The 14,393-nt window shown below is 60.0% G+C and carries 14 protein-coding genes and 1 tRNA gene; 10 read left to right on the top strand and 5 right to left on the bottom strand.

Annotation, left to right across the window (positions count from 1 at the left end; all coding sequences use genetic code 11):
- The first annotated feature begins 201 nt into the window (after nucleotides 1–201).
- Nucleotides 202–275, top strand: a tRNA-Val gene (locus Q5H33_RS04760).
- Between the two features lie 198 nt (nucleotides 276–473).
- On the opposite strand, the gene Q5H33_RS04755 is transcribed toward Q5H33_RS04760, so the two are convergent.
- Nucleotides 474–899: a DUF3052 domain-containing protein gene (locus Q5H33_RS04755; RefSeq protein ID WP_003810925.1), complete on the bottom strand. Its 426-nt coding sequence runs from the start codon at nucleotides 897–899 to the stop codon at nucleotides 474–476.
- A 109-nt stretch (nucleotides 900–1,008) separates the two neighbouring features.
- Complete coding sequence (locus Q5H33_RS04750; RefSeq protein WP_033499924.1) at nucleotides 1,009–1,914, bottom strand: PDZ domain-containing protein; 906 nt, start codon at nucleotides 1,912–1,914, stop codon at nucleotides 1,009–1,011.
- Between the two features lie 62 nt (nucleotides 1,915–1,976).
- On the opposite strand from Q5H33_RS04750, the gene Q5H33_RS04745 reads away from it, so the two are divergent.
- Complete coding sequence (locus Q5H33_RS04745) at nucleotides 1,977–3,536, top strand: zinc-dependent metalloprotease (RefSeq protein WP_038444814.1); 1,560 nt, start codon at nucleotides 1,977–1,979, stop codon at nucleotides 3,534–3,536.
- Here Q5H33_RS04745 and Q5H33_RS04740 read toward each other — a convergent pair.
- Nucleotides 3,519–5,027, bottom strand: coding sequence for an ATP-dependent helicase (locus tag Q5H33_RS04740; RefSeq protein ID WP_039775520.1), 1,509 nt, complete (start codon nucleotides 5,025–5,027; stop codon nucleotides 3,519–3,521). The genes Q5H33_RS04745 and Q5H33_RS04740 overlap by 18 nt on opposite strands.
- Nucleotides 5,028–5,152: 125 nt before the next feature.
- On the opposite strand from Q5H33_RS04740, the gene Q5H33_RS04735 reads away from it, so the two are divergent.
- Both Q5H33_RS04735 and Q5H33_RS04730 read left to right on the top strand, forming a co-directional pair.
- Nucleotides 5,153–6,703 carry a phosphotransferase gene (locus tag Q5H33_RS04735; protein ID WP_302423305.1) on the top strand — a complete coding sequence of 517 codons (1,551 nt, stop codon included), beginning with the start codon at nucleotides 5,153–5,155 and terminating at the stop codon, nucleotides 6,701–6,703.
- A 51-nt stretch (nucleotides 6,704–6,754) separates the two neighbouring features.
- Nucleotides 6,755–6,979, top strand: a complete 225-nt coding sequence (locus Q5H33_RS04730) for a DUF3107 domain-containing protein (protein ID WP_003810939.1) — start codon at nucleotides 6,755–6,757, stop codon at nucleotides 6,977–6,979.
- Nucleotides 6,980–7,104: 125 nt separating this feature from the next.
- Here the strand turns inward: Q5H33_RS04730 and Q5H33_RS04725 are convergent, their stop codons facing one another.
- The gene (locus tag Q5H33_RS04725; RefSeq protein ID WP_085382640.1) at nucleotides 7,105–8,007 is read right to left on the bottom strand and encodes a PHP domain-containing protein; all 903 of its coding nucleotides are present in this window, start codon (nucleotides 8,005–8,007) and stop codon (nucleotides 7,105–7,107) included.
- A 157-nt stretch (nucleotides 8,008–8,164) separates the two neighbouring features.
- On the opposite strand from Q5H33_RS04725, the gene Q5H33_RS04720 reads away from it, so the two are divergent.
- A complete protein-coding gene (locus tag Q5H33_RS04720) occupies nucleotides 8,165–8,791 on the top strand; it encodes a vitamin K epoxide reductase family protein (protein ID WP_035011206.1) in 627 nt (208 codons plus the stop codon).
- Nucleotides 8,792–8,879: 88 nt separating this feature from the next.
- On the opposite strand, the gene dapF is transcribed toward Q5H33_RS04720, so the two are convergent.
- Nucleotides 8,880–9,779 (bottom strand): diaminopimelate epimerase, encoded by a 900-nt coding sequence (gene dapF, locus Q5H33_RS04715; RefSeq protein WP_003810944.1) that lies wholly within the window; start codon nucleotides 9,777–9,779, stop codon nucleotides 8,880–8,882.
- 96 nt (nucleotides 9,780–9,875) lie between these two features.
- Here dapF and murI point away from each other — a divergent pair, with 96 nt between their 5' ends.
- The 5 genes from murI to Q5H33_RS04690 form a co-directional block, all read left to right on the top strand.
- Nucleotides 9,876–10,652: a glutamate racemase gene (gene murI, locus Q5H33_RS04710; RefSeq protein ID WP_039775526.1), complete on the top strand. Its 777-nt coding sequence runs from the start codon at nucleotides 9,876–9,878 to the stop codon at nucleotides 10,650–10,652.
- A 74-nt stretch (nucleotides 10,653–10,726) separates the two neighbouring features.
- Nucleotides 10,727–11,575: a patatin family protein gene (locus tag Q5H33_RS04705; protein WP_117320147.1), complete on the top strand. Its 849-nt coding sequence runs from the start codon at nucleotides 10,727–10,729 to the stop codon at nucleotides 11,573–11,575.
- A gap of 155 nt (nucleotides 11,576–11,730) precedes the next feature.
- The gene (locus Q5H33_RS04700) at nucleotides 11,731–12,957 is read left to right on the top strand and encodes a MalY/PatB family protein (RefSeq protein WP_070122507.1); all 1,227 of its coding nucleotides are present in this window, start codon (nucleotides 11,731–11,733) and stop codon (nucleotides 12,955–12,957) included.
- A gap of 200 nt (nucleotides 12,958–13,157) precedes the next feature.
- Complete coding sequence (locus tag Q5H33_RS04695) at nucleotides 13,158–13,703, top strand: DUF805 domain-containing protein (RefSeq protein ID WP_011743501.1); 546 nt, start codon at nucleotides 13,158–13,160, stop codon at nucleotides 13,701–13,703.
- A gap of 158 nt (nucleotides 13,704–13,861) precedes the next feature.
- Nucleotides 13,862–14,393 (top strand): ABC transporter substrate-binding protein (locus Q5H33_RS04690; RefSeq protein WP_368043741.1); only part of this gene is annotated, 532 nt, incomplete at its 3' end.

The following is a 14,393-nucleotide window of genomic DNA, read 5'->3' as shown; positions in this document are numbered from 1 at the left end:
CGACCTCCTGCTACACGTATTAACGTCACTACTTTACGTGATTGATTCGACGCAGACGCCGCAAAAGATGAAAATTCAGTGAATCGACACGTGCGGCTCATCGCTCACACGGCGGTTTCGTACCGATCAAGCGGCATCATATCCGCCATGCCGACACACGAGTGCGGCTCATCGCGCGGATACGGTACAGTAGTTCGTTGCGGGCGATTAGCTCAGTTGGTTAGAGCGCCACCTTTACACGGTGGATGTCGGGGGTTCGAATCCCTCATCGCCCACTTTTCGCAACGCCGTGAAAAATCAAGGAATCGCATATCATCCCGCGTAATATCAACGCGCGCACCCGTGTTTTGCCCACATTCCGCCCACGTTTTGTTTGTGTTTTGCCGGAAAGTCCACGTAATAGCGAAATCCCCCAAGCCCAATGGGCCCGGGGGATTTTCGTATACGCGAGAAAAATCGCGAAAAGTCTTGGTTTACTTGCCCTTGCCGAACGCGCGCAGGTGAATACCGTTCCAATCGGAGCTGACGGTCAGCGGAGTGGCGGCGTTCATGCCGGCGGTCTTGGCCGCGGACTGCACGGTGCTGGAGCTTGCGGCACCCGGACGTCCCGGCTTCGGGGTGAGCACCCACAGCGGGCCGTCATCGCCGAGAACCGCATAAGCATCGACAATGGTGTCGGCCAGTTCGTCCTCGTCATCGCCATCACGCCACCAGATGATCACACCGTCGACTGCGGAGTCATAATCCTCGTCGACCAGCTCCTCACCGGTCAGTTCCTCGATCTTGGCGCGGATCGAGTCATCCACATCATCGTCCCACAGCCATTCCTGTACCAGGTCGCCGGCGTGGAAACCGAATTCTTCAGCGTTATCAGATGCCGTTTGATTCACGTTCGTCAATATACCAACACTGCTCGAACATATACGTTACGAACGCCGGAATCGCCCACTTTTCGAGATGAAACGGCGATTTCCGCCTGTATCACGCCTATCTCCTTCCGCCGCACGCTCATTGCTTGACGGTGCATTGCGGCAGTGAACCGCCTTTACCATCGCGGATGGCGACCAGCGCGTCGTACGCCTCGTCCAACGTGCCCACCTTCACCACGTGGAGGCCCTGTGGCACGTGCCCAACCACGTCGGAGCAGTTGGATTCCGGGGCAAGGAACCACGTGGCCCCGTCACGCTTCGCGCCGATCATCTTCAACCGGATGCCGCCGATCGCGCCAACCTTGCCTTTGGCGTTCATCGTGCCGGTACCCGCGATGGTCTTCCCGCCGGAAAGCTGCTCTCCGGTCACCTTGTCGATCAGACCGAGCGTGTACATCATGCCCGCGGACGGGCCGCCGATGTCGTCGACGTGCATGGACACCTTCATACCGGACACGTCATAACCGTGCGCCTTGAGGAACCGCTTCGCGGCCGTGGCCGCGGCGTTCTGCGATGAGGACATCTCCTTGTTGCTTTCCTTCGCATAGTCCTTGGCGCTTTGTCCGACGGGGAACACGGCCTCCTGCGGAATCACCGTGGCCTTCGGATTGGCCCATGCCAGCAACGCCTGCGCGTTGGTCACAGGATATCCGGGAACGCCTGAGGCGTTGACGGTGACGAGCAGTAGTTTGCCGGAGTCCTTATGCGTCTTCACGCCGGACACGTCGATGACCTGCTTGCCTTCGACTTTTCCGAGCACGTCCTGGGTCGGTCCCGGCTCCTGCACCACGTACGCGCTGGGCGCAATAAGCACCAGCACGCAGAGCACAGCCACGATCGGTCCGGCGAGATATCGCCAAGGGCGAACATCGAACCACCGTCCGACCTGACGCCAACGTCGTCTGATACGTGGCAGAAGGCCTTGAGACGACCCGTTACGTGTGCTTTTGGCGTGAACTCGCTGTGTTTCCTGCATATCGGCCATGCCTCCCATACTATGGAAGGCAACGAACTTAACAATCGCGTGGAACAAAGGCAGGAAACGGTATGGATGAGAATGCGATCCGCCAGTGGCTTATCGATTGCTTCGGACCGATTCAGGGCGAGATGGCATGGAACCAGCTTTCCAACATGCCGGAAGCCGTACGCGACCAGCTGATGAGTCAGGATCCGAGCACGCTGCCCAAGCCCGAAGAGGTCAAGTCCATGATGCAGGCGTTCACCGCCGGCGGACTCAACACCATGGGAGATATGCAGCAGGCCGTGGAACAGGGGCCGATCAACATCAAACTGGCGAAATCGCTCGCGTTGCAGCAGGCGAATGGTGCCGGATCGGACAGCAGCGTGAACGCCGAAACCGGCGAAATCGCAAGACGTGCCATCAGCGAGGCGAACCTGTGGCTTGATACCGCTTGCGAGTTCAACCCGGCGCAAGGCGAGACGCAGCTGCTCACCCGCGCCGGCTGGGTGGAGGACACAATCGACGCGTGGGCGCAGTTCGCCTCCCCCGTGGCCGAATCGATGAACGACGCTCTGGCTTCGATTCTGTCGCAGCGTTTCGGCGACGGCGAAATACAGACCGAGATTTCCGGGGTTTTCGCAGGCCCCATCGAAATTCCGATTCCGGACGAGATGAAGAATCCGGCGAAGCTGATGCGATTCGTCGGCAACACGTCGTTCGCCATGCAGTTGGGGCGTGCCGCCGGCGACCTGTCCCATGAGGTGCGCGGCAGCTTCGATCAGGGCATCGCGCTGCTGAAGAATCCCGCCGGCGGACTGATCGTGCAGAACGTGACCGAATACGCGAAGTCGCTGGATATCGACGTGAACGAAGTGATAGGCTATCTTGCGCTGCAGGAGCTTGCGCATGCCAGGCTGTTCGCCTCCGTGCCGTGGCTGATGCCCCGCTTCGAGGCGCTGCTGGGCAAATACGCGCGTGGCATCACCATCGACATGGATGCCATGGAGGAGCAGATCCGTGAGGCGGAGTCCATCGATCCGGATTCCATGGCCAGCGCGGTGAACATCACCAAGGTGGCGTTCCCGGACACTCCGGAGCAGAAGCAGGCCATGAAGGCGTTGGAGAATCTGCTTGCCTTGGTGGAGGGCTGGGTGGATGCCGTCGTGTGGCGTGCGGGCATGGCGCATATTCCGCATATCGAACAGCTTCGTGAGATGTTGCGCCGCGAACGCGCCATCGGAGGCCCTGCGGAACGCACGTTCGAAAGCCTGATGGGCATGCAATTGCGCCCCAAGCGCATGCGTGAGGCGGCCGCGCTGTGGGAAAGCATCGGCGCGCAGGAAGGCCCCGAGGCGCGCGACGCGAAATGGTCGCATCCGGATCTGCTGCCGCAACTGCCGGACGAACAGTCCGAGGATAGCTCCAACGAAGAGAACGGCGCCGCATCCGCCACTACCGGTACGGAACAGACCACGGCGCAACAGGATATTCCGGACAGCATCGATTGGGATGCCGAACTGTCCAAGCTGCTCGACGAGGAAGAGCACAAGGGCGATGACGCCGATGGCACGAACGACGCCGACGGTACAGATGACGCCGGCGATACGAACGCTTCCGGCGACCCGCAGTCACCGGAAGAAGCGTGATTTCCTGCGCCCGCGATCGGACCCATCGTCCTCGCGGGCGCGTGCATAGGATACGTCGAGCGTGTCTTCGGCACGCGTGACCGCCACGTACATCAATCGCCGTTCCTCTTCCAGAAGGTCGCCTTCGGGCGGTGAACCGTATGGAATCAGCCCTTCGGAGCACCCGATCAGGAACACGTGTTTGAATTCCAGGCCCTTGGAGGCATGGATGGTGGAGATGGTCACGCCTTTAACGTCGCCGCCTGCGCCAAGTGCTTCCAACATGGCCAAGCGGGTCTGAGCGTCATCCGCGAGCGCGGAGTTCTGCCATCCGCTGTCTCGTTTGACGCGGTAGCGCAGGTGTTGTTCGCCCAGTGCCCGGCAGAGGATTTTCTGCTGCGCGTTGACTCGGGTGAGGATGGCGCAGTCGCCCGGAGATGCTCCCTCGTCCACGAGTCTGCGGATGCGTGCAGCCACGCCCCGGGCTTCTTCGAGATCGCTGTTGTAGACGGTTTGCGCGACTCGGCGGCCTTGGTCTCGCTTGGAGTTGAGTTTGAGATAGTCGGCGCGTTGCGGTGAGACTTCGAGCACGCGGTTGGCGTAGTTGACGATCTGCGGGGTGGAACGGTAGTCGTTGTTGAGTCTGACGTCGGCGGTGAGGGGTCCGAATTCGGAGGCGAAGTTGAGCAGGTTGTAGCTGCTGGCTCCGGCGAACGAGTAGATGGTCTGTGCCGGGTCGCCGACCACGCAGATGTTGCGGTTGTCACCGAGCCATCGGGTGAGCAGCCGATGCTGCAGGGGCGAGACGTCTTGGTATTCGTCGACGGTGAGCCATGTGATGCCGGAGCGGATGTTGGCCGCCACGTCTTCGTCGCTTTCGATGAGGTGGCAGGTGATGAGCAGGATGTCGTCGAAGTCGATTTCGTTGCGATTGGTTTTTTCGGTTTCGTATGCTCTGTAGATGTCCACGAATTGGCTTGGTTCCAGTCCTGCCGGCGGCTGGTGGTGGATGGCCGCGCAGACGCGTTCATAGTCTTCCGGCGCGATGAGTGAGATTTTGCACCAGTTGATTTCGGCTTGCAGGTTGCGCACGGTGTCGTCGTCCACCTGCTGGGTGGTGACTCGGCGTAGGGAATGTTCCACGATTTCGCGCGGATTGCGTGAGATGAACGGCATGGGCCCTTCGCATACGTCTGGCCAGATCCGACGGAGTTGGTGTAGTGCCGCGGAGTGGAAGGTGGCGGCTTTGACGTCGGATGCGACGTCGAGTTGGGATAGTCTGTTGCGCATTTCCGCGGCCGCTTTGACGGAGAAGGTCACGGCGAGCGTGGCGCGCGGATCCCATGCCTTGGTGGCGCATGCGTAGGCGATTCTTCGGGTGACGGTCCGCGTTTTGCCGGCACCTGCGCCGGCGATGATACGGACGGGTCCGCGCACGGCGGTCGCCGCCATGCGCTGCGCATCGTCCAGTCCGTCGAGAATCGCTTCCGCTGTTGCATCCATATGCTCCATTGTGGCAGATTGCGTGACGAGACGGACGCCATCGGCGCGATTAACCGTGAATTCGTGGCAAGTCGCGCCCTTATTAGCCTTCAGTGTGTATTAAGGTTGGAATTGTGACCGAACGAAGCAGATTTATGATGGCCGCCTTGGCGAGCGCGGCGATGCCGAACGCCACCATCGCTGGCACGCGTGACAGCGAGCAGGTCAACGCCACCGACAAGGGGTATGGCATTGATCATGCCGTGGTGCAGGACGCCGCGGGCAAGTTGTATGACACGTTCGCTTCGAACACACCGAAGGGACGCAAGCGTCTCGTTGGTCGCGTGCGTGCCGCGCAGACGTTGATGGGCAACCGCGAGTTGGGCGGATTGGGGTTCGACGTCGATCGCGTTCTGGCGTTCTCCAACGGCGAACAGGAGAGGTCCGTCACAGGAGACGTTTCCGTGATGATCGCCACGCATCATGATGGTCAGGCGCGTCCGCTGACGCTGCTGACGTTGGACGACTGTGCCAGCGTGGGCACCGCGTTGGGCGCGATACACCGTCTTCGTCCGGATTTTCTGCAGGAGGCCGGCTATCCGGTGTTCTCCACGGGGCAGATTCGCGCGCAGCTGACCGCATGGATCAAGCGTTTGCGTCAGGCTGGCCATGTGCCGCAGGAAATCACGACGAGCTGGTCCGACGTTCTTGAAACGGACGGCCTGTGGTCGTTCGCCACTTGTCCGGTGCATGGTGGCCTGTCCGACGGCGATGTGCTGTTCTCGGGCTCGTCGATCACCGCCATCACGAACTGGCAGGATATGCAGGTCAATGATCCGGCACGTGATTTGGCGTGGATTTTCTCCAAGCTTGACGAGAACCACCGTAATGCGTTGCTCAGCGCGTATGGACGTATGCTGGGCAATCGTCTGGATGATCTGATCATGCTGCGCGCCAACCTGTGGCTGCAGATGGAACAGGTGGGCGATTTCATCAGCGCGTTGAATCAGGCCGATAGCGTCAAGATCATGCAGTTCAAGGCGCAGGTGGAACGTTTGGCTCACCAGTTGGGTATGCTCACCGCGAAGAACCACAGGCCGAGCGAGACGCGTCAGGACGAGCAGAAGGCCGGCAACCGTCCGCCGAGCACCATCACCGTGGGCACGTTGCTGGACGAATCGGAACGTCGCAGGCAGGCGGCGGCGCAGCAGAATAACGATGCCGACGCGACCGGCGAACGTCATATCGACGCGACCGATATGGATGATGACAGGACCGGCGATTTCGATGTCACCGGCTCCCAGCCCGTCCGTAAGACGAAGCAGATCGTCGATGACGCCACGGAAGCGTTCGATGTGACTGCCGCCGAACATATCGCCTCCGCCGGCATGGTTTCCGGCAGTGCCGATTCGGACGATACGAGCGAACGTGAGGAATCCCCCGTCAGCACGTTCGTTCCGGAGCAGTCCGCGAGGGAGCGTCACGAGTCGTTGCCGTCCAGTTCGACCATTGTGATCAGCACGTTGCAGACCGCCGATGGCAGCGACGACACGAACGAGGAGGAAATTCCTCAAGCCCATAGCGAAGCGGCGACCATGCTCATTCCGCTGCTCGAACGCGATGAGGCCACTATGCAGAAGGCCAAAGCGGAGGTCGACCGGCTGCAGGCCGAGGACGCCACCGATGAGAAACCGCGCGTAGAATAAGCGCATACATTGCAAACGAATTTGCACACGAACACCCTTACAAGGAGCATCATGGATATCGAACTGGGCATTCAGAACGTGGCGCGCACCGTCACCTTCAGCACCGAGCAGAGCGCCGACGAGGTGAACAACGTCATCGCCGAGGCCGTGGAGAATGGCAAGACCATCAACCTGACCGACGACAAGGGCCGTCGCATCGTGGTGCCGGCCGGTTCTCTCGGCTATGCCATCATCGGTTCCGAAACCAAGCACGCCGTCGGCTTCGGCAATCTCTGATCGTCACCAACAAACGCGTTGGACACGTTCCATATGAAGAAGACGTCGGACCATATCAGGTTCGGCGCCTTTTTCATATTCGATTCATGTATCCGGTTCACGCTTGGAAATTCCATATCCGGATTTCATGCGGCATGTGAGCTGCCGACGCGACCGATCAAATCCACACCCCGATGCAGGATTTCGCGTACGGTGTCGTCGTCGGTAAGGTTCTCGCCCAGACCGTTCGGCTTGCCTTTGCCATGCCAGTCCGAGCCGCCGGTCACCAGCAGATCGTGCCGTGCGGCAATCGTCAGCAATCGTTCGCGCTGTTCCGGAGGATTGCCGCGATGCCATATTTCCAAGCCGTCCAAGCCGTCGGCGATCATCGCGTCAAGCTGCTCGTCGGACAGCAGCCGGCGGTTGCGTTGCGGATCGCCCGCATGCGCGGCGACCACCACACCGCCCGCCCCCTTGACGGCGGCGATGACCTCGTGCGTCGACGGCGACGGCGTGGGAATGTAATACTTGGATTTGGCGCTCACCGCGTCGGCGAACGCGTCGGAACGCGTCTCGTATACGCCCGCCGCGACCAGCGCGTCGGCGATGTGCGGACGGCCGATTGTGGTGCGCTCCCCTTCCTTCACTTGGGCGAGCACATCGTCCCACGTAATCGGAAAATCCTGCGACAGCCGCTCAACCATGCGTTTCGTACGCCGCAATCGCGCCGCACGCGTGTTGGCGAACATGCTGGAAATATGCTCGTTGGACGGATCGTATTGGAAGGCGAGCATGTGCACGGACACATCTTCGTCGACGGCGGTGATTTCCGTGCCCAGCAGCAACGGCAAACCGATTTCCTCCGAGGCTTCCGTCGCCTCGCCCCAGCCGGCGGTGGTGTCATGGTCGGCAATCGCCACACCATGCAAGCCAAGCTTCCTTGCCTGCTCCACCAGCGTGCGCGGCGTCTCCGTACCGTCGGAAAAGACGGTATGGCAATGAATATCCCAACCTTGTGCGGGTGGTTCCGCGTAACTCACGTGACTCATATGACTATCGTAAGCTCGAATCCGCGGTTTTTCGCGTAGACTGAGACATGACAACGTTTGTATTTTGATTTTCCAAGGATTGACGATGAGCGATTTTGAAGGCCAGGCCGCTGTGGACGCAGCCGATGACGAAACGAGCGTCGGCACAGCCGTCGCCATGGACGACGACTACACGAAGCCGCGCGGGTGGCGTCACGGCGCAACGTGGACGTATCTGATCATGCTGCTCGCTTCGGCGGTGGCATTGCTCGTATCGTTCATTCTGTCGGCGGACACGCTGAAAATGGCACGCAATCCCGGGCAGAAGCTCAACTGCGATGTGAACGCCGTGCTGTCCTGTTCCACGGTGGCCGAATCCTGGCAGGCGGAGATCGTGAAGTTCGCCGGATTGAGCTTTCCGAACGCGTTCTTCGGCATTGCCGCCGAATCGGTGTTCGTGACGATCGCGGTGATCGGACTGGCCAAGGTGGCCGTGCCGCGTTGGTTCGCGCTGTGCACATGGCTTGGAGGCCTTGCCGCGTTGGCGTATTCGTATTGGCTGACCACGCAGTCGCTGTTCGTCATCAACGCGATGTGCCCGTGGTGCCTGGTGCTGATGTTCTCCACCACCGTGCAGTTCATGGCGTTGTCGCATGCCACGGTGGCCGTGCAGGACATGCCGTCCGGCCATGCTGGATTGCGCAAGTATTACCGGCTGAATTTCGATCTGATGGTCGATGTGGTGTGGATTGTGGCGCTGATCGTGGTCATTCTCGTCAAGGACGGCCCGATGCTGTTCGCCTGATACGGTTTGCATCGAGCCTTTTACGATGAAGGCCGACCCTGCGGGGCCGGCCTTTTGCCTATCCGCTTTTCGTTTGCTGCCGCAGCGGTTACAGCAGTTCGATTTTGCCTACGATGGTGGCGCTGCCGGTAAGCTTCACGTCTTCGTCGGTCACGTCGACGCGCAAGGTGCCGCCACGTACGGTGATGGTCCAATGGTCGATGCCGGTTTTGGCACGCAACGTGATGGCGGTGGCGCATAGGCCCGTGCCGCACGACAGGGTTTCGCCGCAACCGCGTTCGTTGACGCGCATGGTGGCCTCGCCCGCATCGTCGCCTTCGCTTTGCTCGTCGATGCGCACGAACTCCACGTTCTGGTCCGACGGAATCTCGGGCGCGACGACCGGCTTGGTGACCAGATCAAGGTCTTCGACGTTCGGCAGGCTGGCGAACGCGTCTTCAAGTACGGCCACGACGTGCGGATTGCCCATGTCCACGAACGTGCCACGTGCGGAACCGGACGTGCCCGGAATGGTCACTTCGTAACCGTCGACGTCGCCACGCTTCCATGCGCCCATCTCCACTTGGAACACGTCCTTGCCAAGGCCCGGCACATCGCCGAGCGAAGTCAGGATCTTCACGCCGGCGCGGGTGCCGAGATGGAATGGCTTGCCGCCCGGCTGGTCGGCGATGCCCTGCCGCTGCGCGAACAAGGTGATCGCACGTGTGCCGTTGCCGCACATCTCGGCCAGCGAGCCGTCCGCGTTGCGGTAGTCCATGAACCAGTCCGCATCGCCCGCCGCGCAATCGGCGATCTGCCTTTCGTTCACATCGGACACCGCCTGCGGATGCGCCAGACGGATCAGACCGTCGCCGCCGATGCCGAAATGGCGGTCGCACAGGAATCGCACTTCATCGGCGGTCGGCTCGTGCGTACCGTCTTCGTCGAGATACACCACGAAATCGTTGCCCGTGGCGTGCGCTTTGTAAACAATGCTCGGAATGCTCATACCGATTCACTCTACACGCGGTAGGCTATTGAAGTGTTTGGCTCGATGCGCGCATGGCATTTCCGCGCACGGAACAGGCGGAGCAAGGGAGGACGTATGGCTTCAACGGCACCGATCGGCGTTTTCGATTCCGGCTTGGGAGGAATCTCCGTGGCACGTGAGATCCGCCGCGATATGCCGAACGAGCGCGTGCTGTATTTTGGCGATTCCGCGAACGCGCCGTACGGCACGAAATCGCCCGAACAGGTGCGTGAGCTATCCGACGCCATTGTGAAACGCTTCGTGGAGCAGGGTGTGAAGGCGGTCGTCATCGCCTGTAATACCGCCACTTCTGCCGCGGCCAACGAATTGCGCGACAGATACGACATTCCGATTATCGGCATGGAACCTGCGCTGAAGGTGGCATGCGACCGCGGTCATGGCAATCGTCAGCGTGTCATCGTCGCCGCCACTCCCCTGACGTTGCGGGAACGCAAGTTCGCGGTGCTGATGGATCGTTTCAAAGCCGACCATACGATTTTCCCGGAGCCTTGCCCCGGCTTGGTGGAGATCGTGGAGCACGGCCAGCTCGACGATCACGACGTGGTGATGCGTACGCTGCACCAGTATTTCGACCAGTACGACCTATCCACGATTGACGCGGTTGTGCTCGGCTGCACGCATTTCGTATTTTATCGCGACTATTTCCGCGAACTGTTGCCTGATACAGCGGAGATTATCGACGGCAACGAGGGTACCGTACGTCACCTTGGCGTGGTACTCGAATCGCTTGGCAAGCTCGCTCCGGAAGACACGGAAGGTGATATTAAACTAGCCAATTCCGACACTTCTGTACGAATCGCGCAGTTGGCACAGTCACTACTTAATCGCTGAACGCGAATGTCCCGACAAGGCGCGTAAAGTCAGGGGAAACCCGAAAAAGGGACGACGCGAAAGGACAGGTGCGTATGGCCAACAGAACAGCGATGATCGACGTCGGTGGCGGTTTCCGCGCGATTTACGGCGCGGGCGTGATGGACCGCATGCTGGAGGACGGCATACATGTCGACCATTGCTATGGTGTTTCCGCCGGCAGCGCCAATATGGTTTCCTACATTTCCGGACAGCACGGGCGAAACCACACGTTCTACACGCAGTACGCGTTCCGTAAGGAATACGCGAGCTTCGACAGCTATGTGAAGAACCACAATTACGCGAACCTCGATTATGTGTACAGCACGCTGAGCAACCACGATGGCGAGAATCCGGTGGATTACGAGGCGTTTGCGGCGAATCCGACCGAATTCACCGTGGTGGCCTGCAATGCGGACGATGGTTCCACGAAGTATTTCGACAAGTCGGACGTCGGCTACGACAATTACGACATCATGAAGGCGTCATCGGCGGTGCCGGTGGCGTGCGAACCGTATGTGATCGACGGCGTCCCGTATTACGACGGGGGCATCGCTGATCCGATTCCGGTGCAGAAGGCCATCGATGACGGCTATGACCGCATCGTGGTGATTCTCACCCGTCCGAAAGACACCGTACGCGAACAGAAGAAGGACATCGGCCCGGCCACGATCCTGAAGCGCACGCACCCGGAGGCCGCGGAAAAGCTGATGAACCGCTATCAGACGTACAACGACGAGGTGGCGTTGGCCAAGGAATACGAGAAGGATGGCCATGTGCTCATCCTCGCGCCGGAAAGCATGTACGGCTTGAACACGCTGAGCAAATCGTTCGAAGGTCTGGAACGCATGTACCGCGCCGGATATGCGGCGGCGGCCGCGATTCCAGCGTTCCTGGAAAGCTGAAATCCGTTCTTCCGCAGCGCTGTCATGCGTTTCCAACGGCCCTAACGGCAACCATATGACAGTGATCGCATGACAGCAATCGCACATACGACGATTACATGGCAGCCGTCATATGTGCGTTACGGCATCGCAACACGCGTAACCGGGCGGCGGCTATGCTGGAACGCATGGAAAAGCAGAATCGTATTTTTTCCGGCTTTGATGCCGATGCCATCGATCGCACCACCGCCGCAGATCTGGCCGAAGTCGGTTCCGACAAGTGGACCCGCTACCCCGGCTGTATCGGCGCGTTCATCGCGGAAATGGACTACGGCCTGGCGCCGTGCATCCAGCAGGCCATCGACAGCGCCTGCGACCATTGCAAACTCGGTTACATTCCCGAACCGTGGAAGCGCCGCGTGGCCGAGGCGTGCGCCGGCTGGCAGAAAAGCCACTACGGCTGGGACGTGGATCCGGACATCATCCGCGTGGTGCCGGACGTGTTGGAAGCGTACGAGATCTTCCTGCGCGAGCTGGTCGGCGCCGGCAATGCCGTGGTCGTGCCGACGCCCGCGTACATGCCGTTCCTGAGCGTGCCGAAGCTGTACGACGTCGACGTGATCGAAATCGAAATGCTTCAGGGAACCGACGAAACGACCGGCGAGCGCGAATGGCTGTTCGATTTCGACGCCATCGAACGCGCGTTCGCGGCTGGCTGCCATGCGTTCGTGCTGTGCAATCCGCACAATCCGATCGGCAAGGTGCTTACGTTGGCCGAGGAGCAGCGGCTGTGCGAGCTGGCGGAACGGTACGACGTGCGTATTTTCAATGATGAGATTCACGCGCCGTTCGTGTTCGAGGGGCGTCATATTCCGTATCCGACCATCAGCGAGGCGGCCGCGCGGCAGTCTATGACCGCCACCAGCGCGTCGAAGTCGTTCAACATTCCGGGTACGAAGTGCGCGCAGGTGCTGCTGACGAATCCGGCGGACCGTGAGATGTGGGCGGAACGTGCGGAGTGGAGCGAGCATCAGACCGCCACGATCGGTGCGATCGCCACCACCACCGCCTACAACGAGGGCGATCCGTGGTTCCAGGACGCGCTTTCCTACGTGCGACGCAATCTTGGGTTGTTCGATGAGCAGATGAGCACGCGGTTCTCGGGCGTTGGCTATATTCGCCCACGCGGCACGTATATCGCATGGCTGGATTTCGGCCCGCTCGGCATTGACGATCCGGCCGCGTATTTCCTTGAGAAGGCGAAGGTGGCGCTGACCGACGGCCGTTCGTGCGGCCGTGCGGGAGCCGGCTGCGCGCGTGTGAACATGGCGATGCCGTATCCGCTGCTGGAGGATTGCCTCAACCGCATGCATGACGCGTTGCAGGCGGACGGTTTGCTTTAAAGTTTTCCGTCTTTCGTGTGTGACCGACGCTATGGTCGGCCACACACGCCATATTGCGGGAAAAGCCGCCGAATCATTGCGATTGCAACGGTTGCGCTATGGGCGAATAGCAGCATGTTACGATGGCCGCACACCACCGTCGGTGGACGCGCGACGCGAATCCAGCGTATGCGTTTCATTGAGAAGAAGGCTTTACGAATATGCGATTCCCCTACAGCGGCAACGGCACATGGACGCCCGACTACCACTGCGGTTTCATTGATGCCGTCAAACGTTTTTTCATCGGCTACATGGAGTTTCGGGGGCGTTCCAGCAGACGCGAGTTCTGGCTCGCCATGCTGTTCTTCATTCCGGTCAGCGTGCTGATATTCCTTATTCCGGCTGCCGGAACGGTGTCCGGAATACTGTGGATGCTGGCCACCATGGTACCGATCATGGCCATCTCCTTCAGAAGGCTGCATGATGCCAACCGCACCGGCTGGTGGTTTCTGCTTGGGCACGTCGGCACCATTCTGGCCCTTGCGATGCTGGTCGTCATTGCGTTCGGCCTGGTCATCATCGAAATCGGCATGATCATGGTCATCCCCCACGAGCCACCGAAACTCGACTTTCATGACCCGAACAGCTTCCCGGGAATGCTGCTCACGCTGTTCTATGTCAGCCTCGGCATGGCCGGCATCTCGCTGATCATCCAAGCATTCCTGTACTCGCTGCCCAGCAAGCCCGAGGGCGTCCGCTTCGACTGATGTTCTCAGCGGCATCCCGCCCCTCTTCCCTCCCTGCATTACCCTCTTAGCCCTTTTGTATGGAAACGTTCCATCTCACATTGAGACAGAGCAGTGAGCTCGGTTAACAAAACTCCTATAATCACGTCTATTGTCTTTCCGCCGTCATAAGCGACGGAATGTCAACATCAGAGGAGAAAACAATGAAGAGAAACATGCTCCACCGCCTGGTCGCCATGGCCGCGGCGGGAACCATGCTGATGTCGGTCGCCGCGTGCGGCTCGTCATCCGATAACAACGCCACCACCAGCAATTCCAGCGACACCTCGCTGATTTCCGTGAACAACAGCGAGCCACAGAACGGTCTGATTCCGAGCGACACCAACGAAATGGGCGGCGGCAAGGTCATCCGCTACCTGTTCGAAGGTCTGGTGAGCTTCGACGCGAAGGGCAAGCAGCATCTTGAAGTGGCCGAAAGCATCACACCGAACGAGGACGCCACCAAGTACACGATCAAACTGAAGAAGGGTTGGAAGTTCACCAACGGTGAGGCTGTGACCTCCCACTCCTTCGCCGACACCTGGAGTTTCGCCGCCAATGTGAAGAACGCGCAGAAGACCTCGAGCCGCTTCTCCACCATCAAGGGCTATGACGAGCTGCAGGATCCGAACGTCGATCCGAAGGCCACACTTTCCGGTCTTTCCACCCCGG

This window comes from uncultured Bifidobacterium sp. (assembly GCF_959020145.1).
GTDB lineage: Bacteria > Actinomycetota > Actinomycetes > Actinomycetales > Bifidobacteriaceae > Bifidobacterium.
This window is presented reverse-complemented; position numbering and strand designations above follow the sequence as displayed.